This window comes from Streptomyces sp. M2CJ-2, assembly GCF_016757295.1.
Taxonomy (GTDB): Bacteria; Actinomycetota; Actinomycetes; order Streptomycetales; family Streptomycetaceae; genus Streptomyces.
In genome coordinates this window covers 19,650-42,456 of sequence record NZ_JAESIF010000043.1, presented here as the reverse complement: position 1 = coordinate 42,456, position 22,807 = coordinate 19,650, and the positions used below count along the sequence as shown (strand labels likewise).

22 protein-coding genes and 2 pseudogenes are annotated in these 22,807 nt (G+C 70.1%); 13 read left to right on the top strand and 11 right to left on the bottom strand.

The genetic code is table 11. The features are described from left to right. Positions 1 to 50 precede the first annotated feature (50 nt). Genes JL475_RS26645 through JL475_RS26635 form a run of 3 tightly spaced genes read right to left on the bottom strand, consistent with a single transcriptional unit; the run spans position 51 to position 1,783 of the window. Entirely contained in the window at positions 51 to 668 is a 618-nt protein-coding gene (locus JL475_RS26645; protein ID WP_202280480.1) for a nucleotidyltransferase family protein, read from the bottom strand. A 60-nt stretch (positions 669 to 728) separates the two neighbouring features. Next, a complete protein-coding gene (locus JL475_RS26640) occupies positions 729 to 953 on the bottom strand; it encodes a DUF397 domain-containing protein (RefSeq protein ID WP_202280479.1) in 225 nt (74 codons plus the stop codon). Next, positions 950 to 1,783 (bottom strand): helix-turn-helix transcriptional regulator, encoded by an 834-nt coding sequence (locus tag JL475_RS26635; protein WP_202280478.1) that lies wholly within the window; start codon positions 1,781 to 1,783, stop codon positions 950 to 952. The genes JL475_RS26640 and JL475_RS26635 overlap by 4 nt, the downstream gene beginning before the upstream one ends. A gap of 153 nt (positions 1,784 to 1,936) precedes the next feature. On the opposite strand from JL475_RS26635, the gene JL475_RS26630 reads away from it, so the two are divergent. From JL475_RS26630 to JL475_RS26620, 3 genes are all read left to right on the top strand, one after another. Next, on the top strand, positions 1,937 to 2,368 hold the full coding sequence (locus JL475_RS26630) for an ATP-binding protein (protein ID WP_202280495.1): 432 nt from the start codon (positions 1,937 to 1,939) through the stop codon (positions 2,366 to 2,368). Positions 2,369 to 2,596: 228 nt separating this feature from the next. Beyond that, positions 2,597 to 2,797, top strand: coding sequence for a helix-turn-helix transcriptional regulator (locus JL475_RS26625; RefSeq protein WP_237408358.1), 201 nt, complete (start codon positions 2,597 to 2,599; stop codon positions 2,795 to 2,797). Further along, positions 2,790 to 3,302, top strand: a complete 513-nt coding sequence (locus tag JL475_RS26620; protein WP_202280476.1) for a hypothetical protein — start codon at positions 2,790 to 2,792, stop codon at positions 3,300 to 3,302. The genes JL475_RS26625 and JL475_RS26620 overlap by 8 nt, the downstream gene beginning before the upstream one ends. Before the next feature lie 220 nt (positions 3,303 to 3,522). Here JL475_RS26620 and JL475_RS26615 read toward each other — a convergent pair whose 3' ends face one another. Further along, positions 3,523 to 4,050 carry an SMI1/KNR4 family protein gene (locus tag JL475_RS26615; RefSeq protein WP_202280475.1) on the bottom strand — a complete coding sequence of 176 codons (528 nt, stop codon included), beginning with the start codon at positions 4,048 to 4,050 and terminating at the stop codon, positions 3,523 to 3,525. A 75-nt stretch (positions 4,051 to 4,125) separates the two neighbouring features. Then, positions 4,126 to 4,740 (bottom strand): RraA family protein, encoded by a 615-nt coding sequence (locus JL475_RS26610; RefSeq protein WP_202280474.1) that lies wholly within the window; start codon positions 4,738 to 4,740, stop codon positions 4,126 to 4,128. Positions 4,741 to 5,269: 529 nt separating this feature from the next. Between JL475_RS26610 and JL475_RS26605 the strand changes: the two genes are divergently transcribed. Then, positions 5,270 to 5,890, top strand: coding sequence for a lamin tail domain-containing protein (locus JL475_RS26605; protein ID WP_202280473.1), 621 nt, complete (start codon positions 5,270 to 5,272; stop codon positions 5,888 to 5,890). A 93-nt stretch (positions 5,891 to 5,983) separates the two neighbouring features. Here the strand turns inward: JL475_RS26605 and JL475_RS26600 are convergent, their stop codons facing one another. Then, positions 5,984 to 7,318: an NAD-dependent succinate-semialdehyde dehydrogenase gene (locus tag JL475_RS26600; protein ID WP_202280472.1), complete on the bottom strand. Its 1,335-nt coding sequence runs from the start codon at positions 7,316 to 7,318 to the stop codon at positions 5,984 to 5,986. Between the two features lie 126 nt (positions 7,319 to 7,444). Between JL475_RS26600 and JL475_RS26595 the strand changes: the two genes are divergently transcribed. After that, positions 7,445 to 8,083 (top strand): TetR/AcrR family transcriptional regulator, encoded by a 639-nt coding sequence (locus tag JL475_RS26595; RefSeq protein WP_202280471.1) that lies wholly within the window; start codon positions 7,445 to 7,447, stop codon positions 8,081 to 8,083. A 63-nt stretch (positions 8,084 to 8,146) separates the two neighbouring features. Then, positions 8,147 to 9,142 (top strand): porphobilinogen synthase, encoded by a 996-nt coding sequence (gene hemB, locus JL475_RS26590; RefSeq protein ID WP_202280470.1) that lies wholly within the window; start codon positions 8,147 to 8,149, stop codon positions 9,140 to 9,142. Positions 9,143 to 9,338: 196 nt separating this feature from the next. Here hemB and argS read toward each other — a convergent pair whose 3' ends face one another. Further along, a complete protein-coding gene (gene argS, locus JL475_RS26585) occupies positions 9,339 to 11,096 on the bottom strand; it encodes an arginine--tRNA ligase (RefSeq protein ID WP_202280469.1) in 1,758 nt (585 codons plus the stop codon). A 276-nt stretch (positions 11,097 to 11,372) separates the two neighbouring features. On the opposite strand from argS, the gene lysS reads away from it, so the two are divergent. Next, positions 11,373 to 13,118 carry a lysine--tRNA ligase gene (gene lysS, locus JL475_RS26580; RefSeq protein WP_202280468.1) on the top strand — a complete coding sequence of 582 codons (1,746 nt, stop codon included), beginning with the start codon at positions 11,373 to 11,375 and terminating at the stop codon, positions 13,116 to 13,118. A gap of 76 nt (positions 13,119 to 13,194) precedes the next feature. Here lysS and JL475_RS26575 read toward each other — a convergent pair whose 3' ends face one another. The 4 genes and pseudogenes from JL475_RS26575 to JL475_RS26560 all read right to left on the bottom strand — a co-directional run bounded on the left by JL475_RS26575 (position 13,195) and on the right by JL475_RS26560 (position 16,817). Continuing rightward, positions 13,195 to 14,616 (bottom strand): DUF2637 domain-containing protein, encoded by a 1,422-nt coding sequence (locus tag JL475_RS26575; RefSeq protein ID WP_202280467.1) that lies wholly within the window; start codon positions 14,614 to 14,616, stop codon positions 13,195 to 13,197. Between the two features lie 149 nt (positions 14,617 to 14,765). Next, positions 14,766 to 15,308: pseudogene (locus JL475_RS26570) on the bottom strand (DUF3558 domain-containing protein); the annotation flags it as partial. A gap of 50 nt (positions 15,309 to 15,358) precedes the next feature. Further along, positions 15,359 to 16,015: pseudogene (locus JL475_RS26565) on the bottom strand (transposase family protein); the annotation flags it as partial. Positions 16,016 to 16,061: 46 nt separating this feature from the next. Further along, entirely contained in the window at positions 16,062 to 16,817 is a 756-nt protein-coding gene (locus tag JL475_RS26560) for a 4'-phosphopantetheinyl transferase superfamily protein (protein WP_202280466.1), read from the bottom strand. A 591-nt stretch (positions 16,818 to 17,408) separates the two neighbouring features. Between JL475_RS26560 and JL475_RS26555 the strand changes: the two genes are divergently transcribed. From JL475_RS26555 to JL475_RS26530, 6 genes are all read left to right on the top strand, one after another. Continuing rightward, positions 17,409 to 17,897, top strand: a complete 489-nt coding sequence (locus tag JL475_RS26555; RefSeq protein ID WP_202280465.1) for a response regulator transcription factor — start codon at positions 17,409 to 17,411, stop codon at positions 17,895 to 17,897. 270 nt (positions 17,898 to 18,167) lie between these two features. Further along, positions 18,168 to 19,088: an ACP S-malonyltransferase gene (locus tag JL475_RS26550; protein ID WP_202280464.1), complete on the top strand. Its 921-nt coding sequence runs from the start codon at positions 18,168 to 18,170 to the stop codon at positions 19,086 to 19,088. A gap of 19 nt (positions 19,089 to 19,107) precedes the next feature. Beyond that, positions 19,108 to 19,860, top strand: coding sequence for a thioesterase II family protein (locus tag JL475_RS26545; RefSeq protein WP_202280463.1), 753 nt, complete (start codon positions 19,108 to 19,110; stop codon positions 19,858 to 19,860). Between the two features lie 226 nt (positions 19,861 to 20,086). Then, positions 20,087 to 20,341, top strand: a complete 255-nt coding sequence (locus JL475_RS26540) for an acyl carrier protein (RefSeq protein WP_202280462.1) — start codon at positions 20,087 to 20,089, stop codon at positions 20,339 to 20,341. A gap of 61 nt (positions 20,342 to 20,402) precedes the next feature. Then, positions 20,403 to 21,668, top strand: coding sequence for a beta-ketoacyl synthase (locus JL475_RS26535; RefSeq protein ID WP_202280461.1), 1,266 nt, complete (start codon positions 20,403 to 20,405; stop codon positions 21,666 to 21,668). After that, positions 21,665 to 22,807: a beta-ketoacyl synthase N-terminal-like domain-containing protein gene (locus JL475_RS26530; RefSeq protein WP_202280460.1), complete on the top strand. Its 1,143-nt coding sequence runs from the start codon at positions 21,665 to 21,667 to the stop codon at positions 22,805 to 22,807. Before JL475_RS26535 ends, JL475_RS26530 begins: the two co-directional genes overlap by 4 nt.

Here is a 22,807-nt window from a genome sequence, read left to right as displayed (position 1 = left end):
CGCCGGACGCACGACGGTGGGGCATGCCGAGCGCGGTTCCGCTCACGGGCTCAGCCCGAGGGCCACTCCAGTACGGTCAGCTCGGGCCACTGTTGACGCCAGCGTGCCGCCTTGGCCTCGTACACGGCACGCGGCGCGAGCACCGGATTGGGACGCACGACGAGCCGGAACACGTCGGAGAGTCCGTGCGGCGCGTAGACACGCCACCGGCCACCGGGCTCCAGACGCACGCCCAGGCAGCAGGTGGTCGCGGCGAAGCTGTCGATCGCTGCCTCGGTCGACGTGTGCGGGGGACACGGGACGCCGAACTTCCGCTCGTACCAGAGGTGGACGCGGGCCTCGTTGCGGAGCTCGACATCGACCTTGCCCGCGGTCTCGGTCGGCAGGTCGGCGAAGGCCCGCGCCGCCGCGCTGATCACCGCGTCCTCCGCCTCCCACGACAGGTCGCTGTCGTCGAAGTAGAAGACGTCGTAGTCCTTGATCCCCTCGGTGGGAGGCCTGCCCGTGACGACGTTCCACACGGTCTGGAAGAGACAGCCCGCCGTCAGGTACCAGCCGGGCAGGTTCAGTGCCGCGGTCCGGTCGAGCACCTCCAGCAGGGTCTCGTTGCGGGACAGCGTGGTTTTCAGGGCAGCGAGTTGCTCGTCCAAGGGGAGGCGACCGGTCACCGCACATGCCTACCACGACGAAAGAGGGTGCCCTGCGGGCGGCAGGGCGGCCCGTGCGCGTCAGCCCTCCGAGGCATCCGAGGCATCCGAGGCGTACGGCAGGAAGGTCACCCAGGTGGTGGGGGTGAGGGCGAGGCGGGGGCCGTTCGGAATCTTGGAGTCGCGGACGTGGATGATTGCCGGAGTGGTGGCGACCTCGACGCAGGACGGACCGTCGTCCGAGCTGTAGCTGCTCTTTATCCACTCCAGCTTGCTATCGGCTCCGTCAGAGGGCTTGAGGGTCATGACTCTCCCAGCACTTTCTCGATGAAGGCCAGCGACTCTCGTGGTGTGAGAGCCTGCGCCCGGATGATCCCATAACGCATGTCGAGGACCGTGGTCTCCTTGGGCTCGGTGATCACCCGGTTGGTGAGCTGGATTTCGTTCAGACCCACGGCCGCTCCGTCCTTGAGCTTGAGCAGTCGGAAGGGGCCGCCGAGACCTGAGTTCTCCTCCCGACTCAGAGGCAACACTTGTAGATCGACGTTCCGTAGCCGGGCCACTTCCGACAACCGTTCGAGCTGATTGCGCATCACCATCTTGCCTCCGATCAAGCGGCGTAGCGTCGCTTCGCACAGCACAAAGCTGAGGAGTGGACGAGTTGTTGGAGCGCAAAGGATCTCTTGACGATCCAGGCGAGCGGCTACACGCTGCTCCAACTCCTCTTCCGCGAACTGCGGTCGCCGGGAGCCGAACACAGCTCGCGCGTATGCCTCGGTCTGCAATAGCCCGTCGACGACGGAGTTGTTGTAGGAGCAGATCTCGACGGCTTCCGCCTCCAGGCGCTTCACGTCCCGCACCTTCTTCGGGTACCGGGCTTCCGCCACGTCTCCCTTCATCGCAGCGATCTTGCCGCCCGCGCCCAATACCTCATCCGCTGCGTCCAGGTACTCCGGCCGGGGAATCCTCCGCCCCCGCTCCACCGAGGAGACCAGTTCCTCCCCGTACCCGATGGCCGTACCGAACTCGGCCTGGGTGAGGCCGGCTGCCTCGCGCCACAGCTTCAACTGCCGTGTGACAGTGCGCATCACAGCCCCGGCTTCTTCGTCGTCCGGTCCCGCTTCCCACTCGCTCATGTCCGCCGCCTCCCGCCTCGCGCCCTTCCCCGGACCAACTCCGGCCGTCCGTGCCCGGTCACCCCGGGCAGCCCGGACGGAACCGGACACCTCACGGACAGCCGCCGGTCGCACGGGCCGTCCGACTTCACACGGTACGCATGTGTGAACACGCTGGGTGACGTGAATCGGGAAATCGCCGCTCCGAGCGCCTCGCTCCGCCAGTTCACCGTGCCGCTCTCCACCACACGTCGGGGCGCCCGTCTCGCCCGGTTGCTCGCCACGGAGCAACTGCGTTCCTGGGGGCTGCCGTTGGATCCGGCCCGGTTGATCGTCGCCGAACTCGCGACGAACGCCGCCGTGCACGGCCGCGTCCCCGGCCGCAGCTTCCGGCTCGGCCTCACCGTCACCGCGCGCGGGGTGTTGCGCATCGAGGTGACCGACACCCGGGGCGAGCACCTGCCCGCGCGCCGGAGCGCCCCTGTGGAGCCCGCCGAGTCCGGCTACGGACTGCTGCTGGTCGAGGAGCTGGCCGACCGCTGGGGCGTACGCAGCGGCCCGGTGCCGGCCAAGACGGTGTGGGCGGAACTGGACCTCACCCGGTGACGGCCGCTCGGTCGCCCGTGGGAAGAGCCCTGCCGGGGCGGTGCGCCATGGGCACGGGTTCCAGGTCCGGTCCGGCCCTGTCGCCTGCGGTTCCGTGACGGCGCCCGACTGCGTGACCACCCCGGCCCGTCCTCAAGGAGTGTCTTGTATATGCGACATCGTGTCGGGTATACATGACACATGGCCGCGACTCGAAGCGCCCGCGAGCCTCGGCGCGTGAACACGCGCATGAAGCTCAAGCGGGTGGCACTCGGCATGACCCAAGCCGACCTGCCCGGACAGGTCGGGGTCACCCGGCAGACGATCTCCATGATCGAGGCGGGTACTCACAACCCGACCCTCAGCCTGTGTGTCGCCATCTGCCGGGCACTGGACACCGATCTCAACTCCCTGTTCTGGGAAGAAGGAGCGCACGGACACCATGGATGAGCGTCAGCACCTCAAGGCGGGCAGGTCAGCCCTCGTCGCCCTGGGCGCCGTCATGTTCGCAGCCCTCGGGGTGCTCGTCTGGGAGTACATCCGGACCAAGGAGGTGACGAACACCGCGGCGATCCTGGTCCTCGTCGGCGGCGCGGGAGTGTTCGCGCTGGTGCAGCGCGTGCTGGGCGCCGAGGCCCCCCGCTCCCTCATGGGGGTCGAGCTTCCCACCGGCGCGGACGCACCCAGCCGTCGCCAGAGGCGGCGCGCCTACCTGCGCGGGGCGCTCCTGTTCGCCGCGGTTCTCACCGGCCTCAGCCTTGCCGGCCTGGCGCTCGGGGACACGCAGGAGCTGACCTCCGCCCTCCCCTTCGCGGTCCAGGGCACGCTCGGGCTGGTGGCCCTCCTCGGTGTCGAGTTCCTGGCGCTGTTCGCGGTTTCCTATGCGATCGACTGGGCGCTGGGAGAGTGGAGCGCGAAGGCCGTCGAGCGGCAGTACGCGCGCCTGGAGGGCTGACCGTCGAGCCCCGTCGCCCACGTCGGCGTCGAGTTGCCGCTCGGCCCGGGCGCCGACGCCCACTGCATCGGCTGCGTCGCCACCTGGGGCGAGGGGAACCTGACATTGGCGTGTACGGCCGGGGGCGAGTACCTCTTTGGAAAGCGTGAGCAGTTGGCAGGAAAGTGTCACGTGCTCGGGTGGTCACAGGCGGGCACCTCGTGCGAGGTTCCTCACCGGCTCAGCGGCAGAGTTCGTCGATGTCGTCGGTGAAGGTGGGGAATTCGGTGCGGGCCCCGGTGATGATGTCCCGGGCCGGGCGGCGCGGGGTGGTGGCGTGGCGTTCGGCGAGTTCGGTGAGCTCCGGGTTCGGGCGTGCCTCGTGGTCGTCGTACAGCACGGACTCCAGCGGTCCGATGCCGTCGGCCAGCACCCACAGGAATTCGGACAGGTTCCCGGCCACCACGCCGCACTGGCCCTCCGAGCCCATGAACACCACGGGTTGCTCGGTGAGGGGTCGGCCGGGCCGCCCGTACCAGACGGCCGCGAGACCGCCGGTGCCGTCCTGGCCGAAGACCCGGTAGGCGTCGCCGTCGAGTTCGGGGTTTCCGGTCCACTGGCGCAGCCAGTCGGTGGTCTCCTCGGCCGAGCAGAAGGCGTGGTAGGGCTCGAAGTCGATCCCGTCACCATCGGCGTAGTCGAACGCGACGCGGGCCACGTCGGCGAGGGCGGGCGGAAGGCGGCGGTCGTCACCGGTCGTCTCGTTCACAGGCGTACCGTAGCCGCCCGCACTGACATTCGACCTTTGCATCGGTGCGCCGGGCGGGCGGCCCATCGGGGCCGGTCAGCCGGTGAAGCCCTGGGCGGTCAGGGCTTTTTCTATGCGGGCGCGGTGGTTTTCCTGCCAGGTGTCGAGGGATTCCTCGGCCTCCTGGGCCAGCTTCGTCCGAGCTGCCGCGAGGATCTCCTCCTCGCGTGCGGCGGGGACGACGACGATGCCCTCCTCGTCGGCGACCACGATGTCCCCGGGGTGCACCAGGACACCGCCGACCCGGGCCGGCTCACCGAGCGCACCGATCTTCTCCTTGGTGCCGGGGATCGGGATGACGCCGCGCGCGAAGACCGGGAAGCCGGCCTCGCGCACCTCGCCGAGGTCGCGGATGACGCCGTCGACCACGAAGGCCGCGACGCCCCGGCGCTGGGCGACGGCACAGACGTTGCCGCCGGCGAGGGCGTGGTCCACGTCGCCCGACTCCACGACGATGACCGAGCCAGGCTCGGCCCGGTAGATCGCGGCGTGCAGCATCAGGTTGTCGCCGGGCTCGCACCGCACCGTGTACGCGGGCCCCGCGACGCGCGGTGAGTCCCACAGCGGGCGGATGCCGATGTCCATGACCTGCGCGCGGCCCAGCAGGTCGGCGAGGGTGGTGGGGGGAACGTGCGTGAATGCCTGGTTCATGGATTCCTCTGTTTCCAAGACGCCGCGGTCAAGGATCGGAGCGTACGGGAACCGGTCACGGCGTCAGGTGGGGATGACGGGTTGTCGGGTGTCCGGGACGACGAGGACCGCCAGGTCGAACTCCAGGCTCTGGGACAGTTCCGAGGGCAGTGACCGGACGTGGGGCGTGGACCGGAACGTGGGCCTGTGCCCTGTCGGCCCCGTTACCCACTTTCGGGCGAAGGGCGGGGTGGCGCGTGTGGTGGCGTGCCGGGGCGTGAGTCTGGCTGAACGGTGGCGGACCCGGACGGGACACGGGTCGATGCGTGATGCACCGATTCTGACTCCGTATTCGAACGGTATGTGTGCATCCGGCAACCGACTGTTCCGGACATGTCTGTATTGAGTCACCCGTGGAGGGACTTCCTGCGAAAGGGCCTGTCGCGGCGGCAGGGTGTGAGACCTCGGCAGCCAGCCGGGACGTACCACTCGGAGAGCGCCGCCCGCCCGTACCCGGGGTGGGCCGGCGCACGAATGCGAAGGGGACCGCATGTCTGCTTCTTCCGCCGCTCGCCGTCTGACCGCTGTCGCCCTGGTGACCGGTTCCGTCGTGGCGGCCGCCGCCCTGCCGGCGTCCGCCGTCCAGGACAGGAACCCCGATCGCCGGCAGGTCGTCATCAGCGACGTCCAGTACAACGCTCCCGGCCCGGACACCCGCAGCAACCGTTCGCTGAACGGCGAGTGGGTGAACATCACCAACCGGTCCCGCCACAGCGTCGACCTGAGGGGCTGGACCCTGCGCAACAGCAAGGGCGACAAGTACACCTTCCGCCACCTGCGGTTGAACGGCCGCTCGACGGTCAAGGTGCACACGGGATCCGGCCGTGACACCCGCCATGACGTCTACCAGGACCGCCGCCACCACATCTGGGACAACCGCTCCGACCGGGCCACCCTGTCGGACCGCCGCGGCTCGGTCGTCGACACCGAGAGCTGGGGTCGTGGCCGCGGCCACGACCGTGACCGTGACCGCGGCTACGACCGTGACCGCGGCTACGACCGTGGCCACGACCGTGACCGCGGCTACGACCGTGGCCACGACCGTGACCGTGGCCACGACCGTGGTAACGACCGCGACCGTGGTAACGACCACGGGCGCCACCAGCGCTGACTCACCGCCCCGAGGGCGTGTCACGGCAGCCGGCCGTGACACGCCCTCGGGCGTTTTCCGGGCCGGGGCCCGGGCCCACGGCCGGCAGCGTGGTCAGGCCACTGTGCGGATCAGCTTCTTGTTGACGAACTCCTCGGTGCCCGGGCGGCCGAGTTCGCGGCCGAAGCCGGAGCGCTTGATGCCGCCGAAGGGGAGCTCCGCGCCCTCGGCGCCGACGCCGTTGACGAAGACCATGCCGGCCTCGATGCGGTCGGCGACGCGTTCCGCCTGGGCGGGGTCGGTGGTGAAGACGTAGGAGCCGAGGCCGTAGGGGGTGTCGTTGGCGATGCGTACGGCGTCGTCCTCGTCGGTGGCCGGGAAGACCATGGCGACCGGGCCGAAGAGTTCCTGGCGGGCGGCGGTGTGGTCGGTGGTGAGGCCCGTGAGGACTCCGGCGGGGAAGTACGCGCCGCGCCGCTCGCCCTCGGTGTGCAGGACGGCCCCCTCGGCGACGGCCCCGTCGACCTGGCAGCCCAGGTTCTCGGCGGCGGCGGCCGACGACAGGGGAGCGCCCGTCGCGCCGGCGAGCAGGCGGGCGGTGAACTTCTCGACGAACGCGTCGTAGAGGTCCTGGACGACGACGAACCGCTTGGCGGCGTTGCAGGCCTGGCCGGTGTTGTCCAGGCGGGCGGCGACGGCGGCGTCGACGACCGCGTCGAGGTCGTCGGTGGACAGCACGATGAACGGGTCCGAGCCGCCGAGTTCGAGGACGACCTTCTTCAGGTGGCGTCCGGCGATCTCGGCGACGGCGGAACCGGCCCGCTCCGAGCCGGTGAGCGAGACGCCCTGGACGCGCGGGTCGGCGATGACCCCGGCGATCTGCTCGTTGGTGGCGTAGACGTTGACGTACGCGCCGGAGGGGAAGCCCGCCTTGGTGAACAGCCGTTCCAGCAGCGCCGCGGTGGCCGGGCACTGCGGGGCGTGCTTGAGGACGATGGTGTTGCCGAGGGCGAGGTTCGGGGCGGCGAAGCGGGCCACCTGGTAGGCCGGGAAGTTCCACGGCATGATCCCGAGCAGGACGCCCAGCGGGCTGCGCCGGATGACGGCGCTGCCCGGGCCGGAGGCGACGTCGAGCGGTTCGTCGGCGAGGAACTCCTCGGCGTGGTCGGCGTAGTAGCGGTAGATGTCGACGCAGAAGTCGATCTCGCCCTCGGCTTCCGCGAGCGGCTTGCCCATCTCGCGCACGATGCTCGCCGCCAGCTCGGCCCGGTGCTCCGCGTGGAGGTCGCCGAGCCGGCGCAGCAGGGTGGAGCGTTCGGCGACGGTGCTGGTACGGCCCCACCCGGTGGCGGCGTGGGCGGCGGTGACGGCCGCCTCGACCTCGGCGTCACCGGCGGTCGGGTAGAGCTCGGCGACTTCGCCGGTGGTGGGGTCGGTGACGGCGTACATCAGTGCTCCAGTGCTCCGGGGAAGAGTGGGGTGCGGGTGGGGGTAGGGCTTTCCGGCCGCACGCGGTGGGCGCGCGCCTCATTGCCCGATTGTCTTATTGGCCGCTCACTCAATAACATCCCCGGCATGACGTCAAGGGGTCCGGAAAAGCGTGTTCGCAAGGCGCCGGCCGAGCGCCGCAGCGAGATGGTCACCGCCGCCGCGCGGGTCGGGCTCGCCGAAGGACTGGAGTGCGTCACCCTGCGCCGGGTCGCCGACGAGCTCGGCGTCCGGCCCGGACTCGTCGGCCACTACTTCCCCGCGGCCGACAGGCTCGTCGCCGAGGCCTTCACCAGTGCCACCGGGGCGGAGCTCGACAGTCTGCTGCCGGAGCTGCCCGCCGACCCCGGTCCCGGCGGTGCGGTGCGTGCGCTGCGGCGGCTCTTCTCGCTCACCTCGAGCGCCGACTTCGACGACGTCAGCAGGCTCTGGCTCAACGCCCGGCACCTGGCGCGCTACCGGCCCGTGCTCCGCGAGCACGTCGTCGAGCAGGACCTGCTCTGGTGCCGGCGTATCGAGCGGGTCGTCGCCGCCGGGGTGGCGGCGGGGGACTTCCGCTGCGCCGACCCCTGGGCGGCCGCCGTCCGCATCCACGTCGCGATCGACGGGACCAGCGCCTACGTCAACACCGGCGTGGGGCACCGTGCCGCCCCGATCGCCGACATGGCCCGCACCTTCGCGGAGGCCGAGCTGGGGCTGGCGTCCGGAACCCTCGGACCGCGCTGACGGCGGGCCGGCCCGACTCGGCGTCGGCAAAGGCACGGGTGGGACGGGCGTAGCGTGGGAGGTATGACGACGTACGGATCTTTTCCCGGTACCCGGCCCCGGCGTCTGCGGACCACCCCCGCCATGCGTCGGATGGTCGCCGAGACGCGGTTGCACCCCGCCGACCTCATCCTCCCGGCCTTCGTCCGCGAGGGGGTCGGCGAGCCGGTGCCGATCGAGGCGATGCCGGGCGTGGTGCAGCACACGCGCGACACCCTGAAGAAGGCGGCGGCCGAGGCCGTGGCGGCCGGGATCTCCGGGATCATGCTGTTCGGGGTTCCGGAGGAGTCGAAGAAGGACGCCCTGGGCACGGCGGGCACCGACCCGGACGGGATTCTCCAGGTCGCCCTGCGGGACGTGCGGGCCGAGGTCGGCGACGACCTGCTCGTCATGTCCGACCTCTGTCTCGACGAGACGACGGACCACGGGCACTGCGGGGTGCTGGACGAGCAGGGGCGGGTCGACAACGACGCGACGCTCGAGCGGTACGCCGAGATGGCGCAGGTGCAGGCCGACGCGGGCGCCCACGTCGTGGGGCCCAGCGGGATGATGGACGGGCAGATCGGCGTCATCCGTGACGCCCTCGACCAGATCGGCCGCGAGGACGTCGCGATCCTCGCCTACACCGCCAAGTACGCCTCCGCCTTCTACGGGCCGTTCCGCGAGGCCGTCGGCTCGTCGCTCCGGGGCGACCGCAAGACGTATCAGCAGGACCCGGCCAACGTCCGTGAGTCGATGCGGGAGTTGGCGCTGGACCTGGCGGAGGGCGCCGACCTGGTGATGGTCAAGCCGGCGGGTCCGTATCTGGACATCCTCGCCCGGGTCGCCGACGTGGTGGACGTGCCGGTGGCCGCGTACCAGATCTCCGGTGAGTACTCGATGATCGAGGCCGCCGCGGAGAAGGGCTGGATCGACCGCGACCGGGCGATCCTGGAGACCCTGACCGGCATCAAGCGGGCCGGCGCGCAGAACATCCTCACCTACTGGGCCACCGAGGTCGCCCGGAAGCTGGGGGCGTAGCTCAGCGCACGGTGGCCTCGAAGCAGGACCGGCTCCGCTGCGTCCGGCCGGACGCAGCGGCCGACGGTGAGCGCCCACAGGCGGTTCGCCGACGGCAACCCCACCTGACCGACCGCCGGTCGGCCGGCTGACCGCGTGAACGGATGCGGCCCGCCCCCCGATGGGGGCGGGCCGCATCCGTGCCGTCGGTACGGGATCAGAGCCGCTCGGGCGTCCGGATGCCCAGCAGGGCCATGCCCCGGTGCAGGGTGCGGGCCGTGATGTCGCACAGGAACAGGCGGTTGGCCACCTGGTCCGGCGACTCGGCCTTCAGCACCGGGCACTTGTCGTAGAACGACGTGTACAGGGACGCCAGTTGGTACAGGTACGCGGCCAGCTTGTGCGGGGCGTACTCCCGCGCCGCGTCCGCCACCGTCTCCGCGAACGCGTCCAGGTGCAGGCCCAGCGCCCGCTCGGCCTCGTGCAGGGTCAGCTCCGGGTGCGCCGAGGGGCGTACGCCGTCGGGGGCCTTGCGCAGGATCGACTGGATACGGGCGTAGGCGTACTGGAGGTAGACCGACGTGTCGCCGTTCAGGGAGACCATCTGGTCGAGGTCGAACTTGTAGTCCCGGTTCGCCGACGTCGACAGGTCCGCGTACTTCACGGCTCCGATGCCGACCTGCGCGGCCCGCTCCCGGATCTCGTCCTCGGTGAGGTCCCGCGCCTTCTCCCGTACGACCTGCGCGGCCCGCTGCACCGCCTCGTCCAGCAGGTCCTCCAGCCGTACGGTCTCGCCCTCACGCGTCTTGAACGGCTTGCCGTCCGCGCCGAGCACCGTGCCGTAGCCCATGTTGTGCGCGGTGACGTCGTCGCTGAGCCAGCCGGCCCGGCGGGCCGTCTCGAAGACCATCCTGAAGTGCAGCGACTGGCGCACGTCGACGACGTACAGCAGCGTGGTCGCGTGCAGGTCGACGACGCGGTTGCGGATCGCCGTCAGGTCCGAGGCCGCGTAGCCGAAACCGCCGTCGGCCTTCTGCACGATCAGCGGGACCGGCTGGTCGTCCTTGCCGCGGATCTCGTCGAAGAACACCACGAGCGCGCCCTCGGAGCGCACCGCGACGCCCATCTCCTCCAGGAGCCGGGCGGTCTCGGGCATGCCCTCGTTGTACGCGGACTCCCCGACGATCTCCTCGTCGCGGATCTCCATGTCGAGCTTCTCGAAGACGGAGTAGAAGTAGACCTTCGACTCGTCCACGAACTGCTGCCACAGCTCGAGCGTCTCCTTGTCACCGGACTGGAGGGCGACGACCCGCTTGCGGGCCCGCTCCTTGAACTCCTCGTCCGAGTCGAAGAGCACGCGCGACGCCTTGTACACGCGGTTCAGGTTGCTCATGGCCTGCTCGCCGTCGACCTCGCCCGCGGGGGCCAGCTCGCCCGGGTGCTCGAACAGGTACTGGATGAGCATGCCGAACTGGGTGCCCCAGTCGCCGATGTGGTGCCGGCCGATCGTCTTCTCGCCGGTGAAGTCGAGCATGGCGCGCAGGGCGTCGCCGATGACCGCCGACCGCAGGTGACCGACGTGCATCTCCTTCGCCACGTTCGGCTGGGCGTAGTCGACGACCGTGACGCCCGCGTTCTCGTTCAGCGGCACGCCGAGGCGCTCGCCGTCCGCGTGCCGCGCGGCGAGGTTCTCGGTGATCGCCCGGTCGGCGACGGTGATGTTGAGGAAGCCGGGGCCGGAGACCTCGACGTCCTTGATCAGGTCACCGGTCGTGATGTGCGCGACGACCTCGGCGGCCAGCTCCCGCGGGTTCGCCTTCGCCTTCTTGGCCAGCGCCAGGATGCCGTTGGCCTGGTAGTCCGCCCGGTCGCTTCGTCGCAGCAGCGGGTCCGCGGACGCCTCCGGCCGGGTGGCGGAGATGGCGGACGCGAGCTGCTGGTTGACGAGATCGGTGAGCGATGTGACCGAGGCCATAGGAGTGGGTGCCGTTCTCCTCGTGGGTTCAGATAGACCAGCCCAGTATCCCACGGGTGGCAAAGCGGTTTCCTGGCCGCGGGCCGGCGGGGGGCTCGTCGCGTCCGAGCGGCGGAGGCGGGGGTCCGTCGCGCCCGAGCGGCGGAGCCGCGTGTCGACACGGCCCCGCGTTCCCGGGGCGCCGGTGAAAAGCGGTTTTCGCGGATGCGGTCCGGACTGGGAGAATGGAAGGGTCAGCCGTGCGACCGTACCGGCTGCCCGAGCAGAAAGAAGGACGTGCCGATCGTGGCTCAGAGCACCGAGACCACCGACTGGGTCTCCCGTTTCGCGGATGACGTCATCGAGGAATCGGAGCGTCGGGCCCCGGGCAAACCCGTCGTCGTCGCGTCCGGACTGTCGCCGTCGGGCCCGATCCACCTCGGGAACCTCCGCGAGGTCATGACCCCGCACCTGGTCGCCGACGAGATCCGCCGCCGCGGCCACCAGGTGCGGCACCTGATCTCCTGGGACGACTACGACCGGTACCGCAAGGTCCCCAAGGGCATCGACGGCGTCGACGAGGAGGAGTGGGCCGGGCACATCGGCAAGCCGCTCACCTCGGTCCCGGCCCCCAAGGGCTCGGCGCACCCGAACTGGGCGGAGCACTTCAAGGCCGCCATGATCGAGTCGCTCGCCGAGCTGGGCGTGGAGTTCGACGGGATCAGCCAGACGGAGCAGTACACCTCCGGTGCCTACCGCGAGCAGATCCTGCACGCCATGAGGCACCGCGGCGACATCGACGCGATCCTCGCGCAGTACCGCACCAAGAAGGCCCCGGCGAAGAAGCAGCAGCAGAAGCCGGTCGACGAGGCCGAGCTGGAGGCCGCCGAGGGTTCCGGCGCCGCCGCCGAGGACGACGGCAGCCTCGGCTCCGCCGGCTACTTCCCGTACAAACCGTTCTGCGGCAACTGCGAGAAGGACCTCACCACCGTCACCGCCTACGACGACGACTCCACCGAGCTGACCTACGCCTGCACCGAGTGCGGCTTCTCGGAGACGGTCCGGCTGAGCGAGTTCAACCGCGGCAAGCTGGTCTGGAAGGTCGACTGGCCGATGCGCTGGGCGTACGAGGGCGTGATCTTCGAACCGTCCGGCGTCGACCACTCGTCGCCGGGTTCGTCGTTCCAGGTCGGCGGGCAGATCGTCGGGATCTTCGGCGGCAAGCAGCCGATCGGCCCGATGTACGCCTTCGTCGGGATCAGCGGCATGGCGAAGATGTCGTCCTCGCGCGGTGGCGTGCCGACCCCCGCCGACGCGCTGAAGATCATGGAGCCGCAGCTGCTGCGCTGGCTGTACGCCCGCCGCCGGCCCAACCAGTCCTTCAAGATCGCCTTCGACCAGGAGATCCAGCGCCTCTACGACGAGTGGGACCGGCTCGACGCCAAGGTCGCCGAGGGCACCGCGCTGCCCGCCGACGTCGCCGCGCATTCCCGCGCGGTGGGCACGGCGAGCGGCGCGCTGCCGAGGACGCCCCGGCCGCTGCCGTACCGCACCCTCGCCTCCGTCGCCGACATCACCGGCGGGCACCCGGACCAGGCGCTGCGCATCCTCAGCGACTTCGACCCCGCGAACCCGCTCGCCTCGCTCGACGAGGCGCGGCCGCGTTACGACAAGGCCGAGGCGTGGATCTCCCTCCACGTCCCGGCCGACCAGCGCACCATCGTGCGTACGGAGCCGGACGAGGAGCTGCTGAAGTCCCTGGACGAGGAGGGGCGCCGGTCCCTGCGGCTGCTGGTCGACGGGCTGGCCGAGCACTGGTCGTTGGACGGGCTCACGCACCACGTGTACGGGGTTCCCAAGGTGCAGGCCGGTTTCCCCGCCGACGCCACGCCGAAGGAGCTGCCGGCGGAGATCAAGACCGCGCAGCGGTCGTTCTTCGCGTTGCTGTACCACCTGCTGGTCGGCCGTGACACCGGTCCGCGCCTGCCCACGCTGCTGCTCGCGGTGGGGCAGGACCGGGTGCGGAGGCTGCTCGGTCACTGACCGGCACATCGATGCGTACGGCGGGGGCGCCCGGTGAAACACCGGGCGCCCCCGCCGCCGTCCTACCGTGTGCGGGTCACGCGATGTGGTCTTCCTCCAGCTCGAGGGAGTGGCGGTTCTGGAAGTCCAGGACCATGCGCTTGGCATCGGCGTCCAGCAGGGCGTGGCCGTACGTCGCCTCGACGTATTCGCCGAACTCGCGCGGAGTCGGGTAGCCGCCGCCACCTATCGACTGCTTGAACAGCCGGTAGTACTCCTCCTCGTCCGGAGCCGGGGGCTCAGGAGGGCCGCCGCCCTCGCCCAGTTCACGGGTGCGGCCCGGACCGACCGGGATGGGGAAGGTGCCGGTGTCCTCCGGGGACGGCTCCTGCAGCGGGGGCGCCTCATCGAACTGCCGGCGGTACTGCTCGGCCTGCTCCTGCTCCGCGTACCACTGGGCGTACGCGGCGTCCGGGTCGTACGTGGGGTCGTAGCCGCCGTGGTACTCGACGGTCTGCGGGTGACGGGCGTGCAGCCACTGGTTCTGGTCGGGAGCGGGCTGCCGGTCGTACGGGGGCCGCGCCGTGGGCTCCTGCGCGTCCGGGGACTTGCGGAGGCTCTGGGGGGTCTGGGAATTCCGGGGGCCCTGGGAGTCCTGAAGGGCTTGGGGGTCCTGGGAGCTCCGGGGGTCCGCGGTGCCGGGGTCGTCCGTCAGCTCGGGGCGCCGCTCGGCGGGAGGGGCGGCCTGCTCCAGGGCGGGCGCCGGCGGCGCCACGGCAGGGCCGTCCACGGCCGTCCGGTGCTCGGGGGCCGGCGGGAGTACGGCCGGTTCGATGCCGGCCGCCGCCAGACCCGCCGGGGCCGTCTCGGCGAGGGGGACGCCGTACTTGGCCAGGCGCAGCGGCATCAGGGACTCCACCGGGGCCTTGCGGCGCCAGCTCCGGCCGAAGCGGGAGCGCATCCGGGCCTGGTAGACGAGACGTTCCTGCTCCAGCTTGATGACCTGCTCGTAGGAACGCAGCTCCCACAGCTTCATCCGCCGCCACAACAGGAACGTGGGGATCGGCGACAACACCCACCGGGTGAGACGGACGCCCTCCATGTGCTTGTCCGCGGTGATGTCGGCGATCCGGCCGACCGCGTGCCGGGCGGCCTCCACCGCCACCACGAACAGGACGGGGATCACGCTGTGCATCCCCACGCCGAGCGGATCGGGCCAGGCCGCCGCGCCGTTGAAGGCGATCGTGGCCGCCGTCAGCAGCCACGCCGTCTGACGCAGCAGCGGGAAGGGGATACGGATCCAGGTCAGCAGCAGATCCAGGGCCAGCAGGACGCAGATGCCGGCGTCGATGCCGATCGGGAACACGTAACTGAAGTTCCCGAAGCCCTTCTGCAGGGCCAGCTCACGGACGGCCGCGTACGAACCCGCGAAGCCGATCCCGGCGATGATCACGGCTCCGGCGACGACCACGCCGATGAGAACCCGGTGTGTCCGTGTCAGCTGAATGGGCGCGGCCACCCGTACTCCCCTCCTCTTGCGTGTTGTTGCGCGCAACAGAGTGGCACATGTGTGTGGAGGGCGGGTGGCCGGTTCCGTGTCGGAGCCTCACCGCACGTTCCCGTGCACGCCTTCGGGTACGTCTTCGTGCACGCTTCTGTGCCTGTTCGTCAGCTCTTCGACGCCGAGGGGGACGCCGGCTCCAACGACGCACCGCTCCCGGGGGCCCCGCCGTCTCCGTCGCCCTTGTCGCCCTTGTCGCCCTTGCTGTCCTTGTCGCCCTTGCTGTCCTTGTCGGCCTTGGTCCCGGTCACGGACGTCACCGCTTCGGCGGCCGCCTTCTTCGCGTCCTTCATCAGGTCGTCGGCGTTCGGCGTCTTGTCCCCGGCGAGGCCCGCCCCGTTGTAGTCGAGGGTGACGACCACGTTCTCGACGTGTGCCACCACCGTCTGCTGCTTGAAGGTGCCTTCCTTCTTCTTCAGGTCGTAGCGCACGGCCGTCGCCTCGTCGCCGGTGCCGGAGAGCGGCTCCGCCTCGACATCCTTGGCGCCGTCGGTGGCCTGGGCGTCCTTGACCTGCTTGTCGTAGTACTCCTTGGCCAGTTCGTCGCCCGCGCCGCGTGCGGTGTCCGAGTCGAAGCGCAGCATCGACACGTTCAGCCAGCGGAACTGTGAGCCGTCCACACCGTTGTCGGTGAGGCTGTCCCAGGAGCAGCGAGTACACGAGCAGTGAATTCCGTCGCGAGATAAGGGCTCGCAGAAAATCAACACGCTGGTTTGATCTTTGTTCCGTCGTTGGCTGTGGCGAGGAATGCGGCCACGTCGGCGGGTGTTCGGAATCTGGCCGTTGAGGGCGGGACGGTGCGGCCGCGTTCGGCGAGGAGTGGTTGAACCTGGTGGATTGACCTGATGAGGGTGCTGCCGGTGATGTCGAAGAGCTGGGCCGGCAGGTCTCGGGGGCCGAGTCTGCGCAGGTAGAGCACGGTGGCCAGGACTCTGTCGGCCGTGGCCAGTTTGTCTTTGGCGCCTGCTCCGGGAGTGCGGCGTCGTTCACTGCCGCGTTGGCGGAGCCGTTGCCGTTCACGTAACTCGGCCAGTTCAGCTGCCAGTTCGTCGACGAGACGGTCCAGTCCCGCTTCGGGCATGCCGGTCAGTCCCGGGCTGCGCAGGGCTGCAGCCTCAGGCCGCCGCGGTGCCGCTGCCGGCCAGGTGGCCGGGGCTGTGCCCCGCGCGTTCGCGGTGCCGTGCCGGTCGGGATGGAGGGTGCGGTTCCAGTCGCCGTGGAAGCGGTGCCGGGTCATGGGCAGGGCGTCGATCTCGGCGTCGGTGACCTTCACTCCGGTGTGGCAGGTGCCCGTATCGAGTTCGGCATGGACTTTCAGTCCGGTGCGGGTGGTGGTCGCGGTGATGCTCTGTATGAGCGGCTGGGCTGGGAACTGCTGGCCGCTGTCGAACAGCAGCGGATGGTCACGGCAGGCTCACTGTCCGCACCGAGGTCGACGAGTCGGCCGGGAGAGCCACGGAAGCCACCCAGGGAGCGGGCAGCGGAAGGTCTGAGACGGACCAGGCTGCGGGGGTACCGGGGACGCCGGCGTTCATGACGGCGGTGCCGGGGGAGCCGGGGTGGCTCTCCAGGGCGCCGAGATCGGTGCTGATGCCCACGCCCACCGCCTTGAGGACGGCTTCCTTACGGGTCCAGCACCGAAGGAACGCCGCGGTGCGCGCGGTTCTGTCGGGAAGGAGACGCAGGAAGGCGCCTTCGGAAGGGGTGAGAGCGGTGTCCGCGAGTTCCTCGATCCGCACGTCCCTCATCCGTTCGACGTCGACGCCGACAGGGACCGAGGCCACCGCGAGCATGCCGCACCCCGCGGTGTGGGAGATGCTGATCCACCATGGGGTGCTGGGCCGCAGGACGGTGGGCGGGCCGTGACGCGGGTCGCCGCAACCGGGGCACGGCCTGGTCCCGAGGCGGATTTCGTCCGGCGGGGTGTCGAGCAGGCCGGAGAGGATCCGGCGCACGGATGCCCGGCAGCTCACGAACTCGGCGGTCTTGGCAGCGGATCGTATGCGGTCGGCCCGTTCCCGCTCGTGGTCGTCCAGGAGGGCGATGTCGGCCGGGGCTGCGGCGCTTGTGGGCCACCACCAGGCGGCGGCGTCACCGGGGCCTGGTGTGGGGTCGTCGCTGAGGCGTGGGCCGGACAGCCGGATGCTGGACCTGGTCATGACGAGAAAGAGTAAGACGATCCCTGGGATTGCTTTGGGGGATGACCGGTAGCGGACATCCGTGCAGGAAGCAATCACTGCATGTGATCGAGCGAATGCTTTGAGTGTGTGAAACGGGGAGGTGCGCCGGGCGTTTTGGTCCTGCCGCGTGCAGCTTGCTGACACCGGGTGAGAACCACGGCTTCCGCGGCAATCGAAAGCGGGGGCATTTGTCGATGTCTGGCCGGAAGGGCCGGAAGGGCCGGAAGATGAATTCGAGACGGCGCTCATGGCGGTCCGGAGCCTGATAGAGTTGACAGTCGTCAAGCGTCGCGATTCCATTCTCCAGGAATAGCTGATAACCGTGGTCAGGGCTGATCGCGAAGAATTCACCCAAACGGTCTTTCGGATGGTTTCGGAAGCTGAGGAGAGCGTTGATTTCCTGATCGCGGATGCCAGGTTTCCGACCGCGGTGCACGCCGCGTCCGAGGAGTTGCTGTCCGCGCACGAGCGGTCAGGGATACGGCTGCTGTGCACCCAGACCATCATCGACCAGGGGCTGGTGCGGGTCGAGGAGTGCAGGGGGAGCGGATCGAGGTCCGGATCGCACGGATGCCGATGCTCCAGGCCCTGATCGTCGACGGTCGAACGGCCCTGGTCGCCGCCACGTCCTCCGGCGTCCTCCAGGCTTCCGTCATCCGGTCGATCACGGTGATCCGCACCCTGCAGACCATGTTCGAAGGGGCGTGGCGGAACGCCGCTCCCGTCTCGGAGCGGATCAGCTCCAGCAACCACCCCCGCACGGAGGTGGTGCGCCAGATCCTCTGCTGTCTCTGCGCGGGGGTCACCGACGAGGTCGCCGCACGCCAACTGTCCGTCTCGGTCCGCACCTACCGCCGCTACGTCGCGGAGATCATGTCGATGCTCGGTGCCAGCTCCCGCTTCCAGGCCGGGGTCCGCGCCGCCGAACTGGGACTCCTGCCCGCCGATGGGTTCACGGCGGGTGCGCACTCCGGCGTCGGCGGTGCCTTTCGGCCGGGACTGCCGGCTGCCGGCCGGGGCGGGCAGCCGCGGCGGCCGGGCGCGGGCCCGCGGCAGTAGCGGCCCCGCCGCCGGAGACTGGCAGCTTCCTGAAGCAGTTGTTGCCCTGGGTTTCCGACGGCGGCTAGACATGGCGCCAGGAACGGGGACTCCGCCTTCCACCGACCCCGGCCGCGCCGGGTCGGCGTCTCCTGGGACCTCCAGCGCCGCGATGCGCGCTGCCGCTCCCCGGAACGCGGGGCGCCCCACCGGCGAGGGCGGCCCTGGAGCCGCCGCCCCGTGTCCTGTCGGGCCCGCCCCCCGGGGCGGGCCGTTGCGGAAGGTGGAGTAATGGAACCGTTGCCGGTCGGCCTGGTGTTCCCCGGGCAGGGAACGCAGCGTGAGGGAATGGGGCTGCCCTGGCGGGACAGCGAGTCGTGGGCACTGGTCGCCGAGGTCTCGGAGCACGCCGGCCAGGACATCGAGGAGCTGCTCCTTCGCACCTCGGCCGACACGCTGCGCCGGACCGACCTGGCCCAGTTGTGTGTCTACACCGTGGCGATGATGGCCCACGGGGAGGCCCTGCGGCGCGGTGCCCTCGAGGGGGCCGTCGCCTGTGCCGGCCACAGCCTGGGCGAGTACGCCGCACTGACCGCGGCGGGCGCCCTGACCCTGCCGGACGCCGTGACTCTGGTGGCGGCCCGGGGCCGGGCGATGCGTGAGGCGGCGGAGCTCCGTGAGGGCACCATGGGAGTGCTGGTGGGTGCGCCCCTGGAGGAGGTCGAGGGGCTGGTCCGCACGGTGCGGGCCGACGGGCTCCTGGTGTGGGTGGCCAACATCAACGCGCCGGGCCAGGTGGTTGTCTCGGGCACCGTGGACGGTATCGAACGAGTTTTCGCGGACGCGCCGGGTATCGGGGCGAAGTTGATCCGGATGCAGGTGGGCGGTGCCTTCCACAGCCCGCTCATGGAACCCGCCGCCGAACGGCTGGCCGCCGCCCTGAGGGGCGTCTCCTTCGCTCCCCGCCACACTCCTGTGGTCGCCAACGTGGACGCCGAACCGTACTCGGGCGACTGCGACTGGCCCGGGGTCGCAGTCCGTCAGCTCGTCTCGCCGGTCCGGTGGGAGCAGAGCGTACGGACACTCACCGACCGGCTCGGCTGCCGCCGGCTGGTCGAGCTGGGACCGGGACGCACCATGGCCGGACTGATCCGCCGGATCTCCCCCGACACCGAGGTCGTGTCGGTGGACGACCCCGGCGTCCTGAACTGACGACGACGAGGAGAGACCGATGTCCACTGGGGGAGGGAGTACGTGGTTCCGCAGGTACGAGCTTGCGGCGCCCCCGCGCGCACGGCTGCTCTGTCTGCCTCACGCAGGCGGCTCGGCGAGCTTCTTCCACAGCTGGGGGCACGCTTTCGGTGACGACGTCGAGGTCCTGGTGGCCCGTTACCCGGGGCGGCAGGAGCGGATCGCCGAACCGCTCCTGGAGAGCATGGACGAGCTCGCGGACGCTGTCACCGAGGAGCTGTTGCCCTTCCTGGACATCCCGTTGGTGGTGTTCGGTCACAGTATGGGCGCCTCCTTGGCCTACGAGGTGGCCCTGCGCCTGCAGGAGCTGCACGGTGTGCGGATCGCCGGTCTGTACGTCTCGTGCCAAGTGCCGCCGCAGCTGAAGAAGCCGAAGACGGCGTACCTCGGAGGGGACGCCGAGGTGATCGACGAGGTCCGCCGCCTCGGCGGCACCGACCGGGCTCTCCTGGACGACCCCGACCTGCGGGATCTCGTACTCCCGGCGATTCGGGCGGACTTCCGGATCGTCGGCGGGTACGGGCTCCGGCCGGGCGTTCCCCTGCGCTGCCCCGTCGCCGGGTACCTGGGCGGGGAGGACCCCGACATCACCGAGGCCGAGATGGAGGCGTGGTCCGAGGTCGCGCCGGCGGGGTTCGAGCTGCGCGTGATGCCGGGAGACCACTTCTACCTGGTGCAGCAACGGGACGCGCTGATCGACGACCTGACCAGGCGTCTGTCACGCATCCGGTGAGTGCCCCGGGCGCCTGCGGATCCGGTGCCGCCGTCGAATTTCGCAGCGCGCACGATGACGCATTGCTGCATTCCCTGGGAGGTTCCGCAGGCTGCGGCCGACGTTCCGTCACTTCGCCTGGCAGCTTGCTGCAGTACGCGTTGTCGTGTCTGGTTAATCGTCGCTAGAAATCTCGTGAGAGCTGCAAAGAATTGCCTCTCTGTGGCCCCTGGAAGGAGCATCCGGCGTGAGCAACGAAACGTACGAAGAGCGTTTTGAGACCATCAAGGACATTGTTTGCGACATTCTCGAGATCGAGGATGACGAGGTCTCGGAGACGAGCCTTTTCAAGGAGGACCACAACGCGGACTCGCTGCGCTCCATCGAAATCCTGGCGGCGCTGGAGAAGGAGTTCGGTGTGGTGATCAACCAGTCCGAAATGCCGCGCATGGTGCATCTCAAGGGCGTGTACGAGGTCGTCTCGGAGTCGGCCGGCTGGTAGTCGCCACCCGCTGCCTGAAGGGGTGACGGGCCGGTTCGGGACGGTGGATTGGGAGGATGGCATGTCGGCAGTGCAGAGTGCAGGTCCGGGGGAGGCGAGACCTCATCGCGTGGTCCTCACCGGGCTCGGTGTGGTCTCCAGCATCGGGCTGGGAGTGACGGAGTTCCTCCAGGGACTGCGCGAGGGGCGAAGCGGGGCGAGGCCCATCACGGTCTTCGACACCGAGGGTTTCGACTACGCCAACGGCTGCGAGGTCGTGAACTTCGACCCGCTGGATTGGGTCCGCACCCAGGACGCGGACCGGCTCGGCAGGGCGGCGCAGTTCTCGGTCGCCGCCGCCAGGATGGCTCTGGAGGACGCCGGGCTGGACGTCGCAGAGTTGCGCGACCGGCGCGGGCTGGTCTCCGTCGGGACCACCGACGGGGAGTCCTACGACCTCGACCAACTGGTCGAGCAGGAAATCACCCGCGGGCCCGACACATTCGACCCGATGGCTGTCCGGCGGGTGCCCGCCGCGAGGCTGTCGGTGGCCATCGCCCAGGAACTGGAGTTGGCCGATGTCGAGGCGGTCACCGTCCCGACCGCCTGCGCCGCGGGCAACTACGCCATCGGCTACGGTTTCGACGTGGTCCGCTCCGGCGAGGCGGACTATGCCCTGTGCGGCGGTGCGGACGCGATGTGCCGCAAGAACTTCTCCGGTTTCTACCGGCTCGGCACCATAGCACCGGACCGCTGTCAGCCCTTCGACGCGGAACGTAAAGGCATCCTCACCGGTGAGGGCGCCGGGGTGCTGGTGCTGGAACGGCTAGAGACGGCCCTCGCTCGCGGTGCGAGGATCTACGCCGAGGTACTCGGCTACGGCCTCAACTGCGACGCCTACCACCAGGTCGCGCCCAACCAGGACAGCGTCGCCCGGTGTATGGAACTGGCACTGGAGAACTCCGGCGTCAAGCCGGACGAGGTGGACCTGATCTCCGCCCACGGCACCGGGACCAAGGCCAACGACGTCACCGAGGCGGGTGCCATCCGCCAGGTGTTCGGGGACCGGACGCCCCGCACCGTCTCCTTGAAGTCGATGCTCGGGCACAGCATGGGCGCTGCCAGCGCCCTCGGGGCGATCGGCTGCGCGCTGGCGATCGACAACCGGTTCATCCCGCCGACCATCAACCACGTCACCACCGACCCGGAGTGCGACGTCGACTGCGTGCCGAACCACGCGATCGAGGCCGACCTGAGGATCGTCCAGAACAACGGCCTGGCGTTCGGCGGCAACAACGCGGTGGTGCTGCTCGGCCGGTACGACGGGGCTGAGGAGGAGACGCGGTGAGCTTTCCGATCACGGGAATGGGCGCCGTCGCCAGCACCGGCAGGGGCGTCGACGACTTCTTCGAAAGCCTCTGCAGGGGCGACAACGGGTGCGCCGAACTGCGCGGTTTCGACCGCGGCCTCTACCAGGCCCAGCACGCGTACGAGGTGGACAACCGTCCCGCCGAGGGCCGGGACGTTCCCGCCCGCGCCACCGGGCTGCTGCTCGACGCGGTCGGCCAGGCCGCGGCCGATGCCGGCCTCGGCGAGGACCTGAGCGGCATCCCGGTGCTCGTCGGCACGGGCCTGGGCGAGCTGCGTTCGATGGAGCTGTGGTGGCGGGAGGGGACGCCGTTCGACGCCACCGGCCTGTCCTTCGGACCCGCGCTGCGAGAACGTTTCGGCGCGGATGTGACCCACACCTTCTCCAACGCCTGCTCCGCCTCCCTGTACGCCCTGGCACTCGCCTACGACCTGTTGGCACAGGAGGACGACGAGGCACCCGACGCGGTGATCGTCGCCGGAGTCGATGTGCTCACCGAGAGCATGTACGGGCTGCTGGAGCGGGTCCAGCCCGTACCGCCGGAACGGGTGCGGCCCTTCGACCGCGACCGGGTGGGCGTGCTCATGGGCGAGGGCGCCGCCGCAGTCGTGCTGCGCCGGGAAGCCGACGGCCGGCCCGTCCACGGCCGGCTGCGCGCCGTCGCCACCGACTGCGACGCGTTCCACGTCACCGCCCCCTCCGCCGAGCGCATCGCCCGGACGATGCGTGCAGCGCATTCCCTGTCCGGAACCAAGCCGGAGGACATCGACCTGGTGATGCTGCACGGCACCGGGACCGCGCTCAACGACCCGGCCGAGGCCGTGGCGCTGGCCGACGTCCTGGGCCCCCACGCGGACCGTCCGCTGATGACGGCCGTCAAGGGGATGACCGGGCACACCTCCGGGGCGTCCGGACTGCTGAACCTGGTCGCGGCCCTGAAGACATTCGGCGAAGGGCGGGTGCCGCCGACCGCGGGCCTGGACAACCCCATCGACGAGGCTGCGGAGTTCCGCTTCGTCAGCGGCGGGCCGGCCACCGCGTCGCCGAACGTCGTGCAACTCAACGCGTTCGGTTTCGGCGGGGTCAACGCCGTGGCAATCGTGGAGGCAGCACTGTGA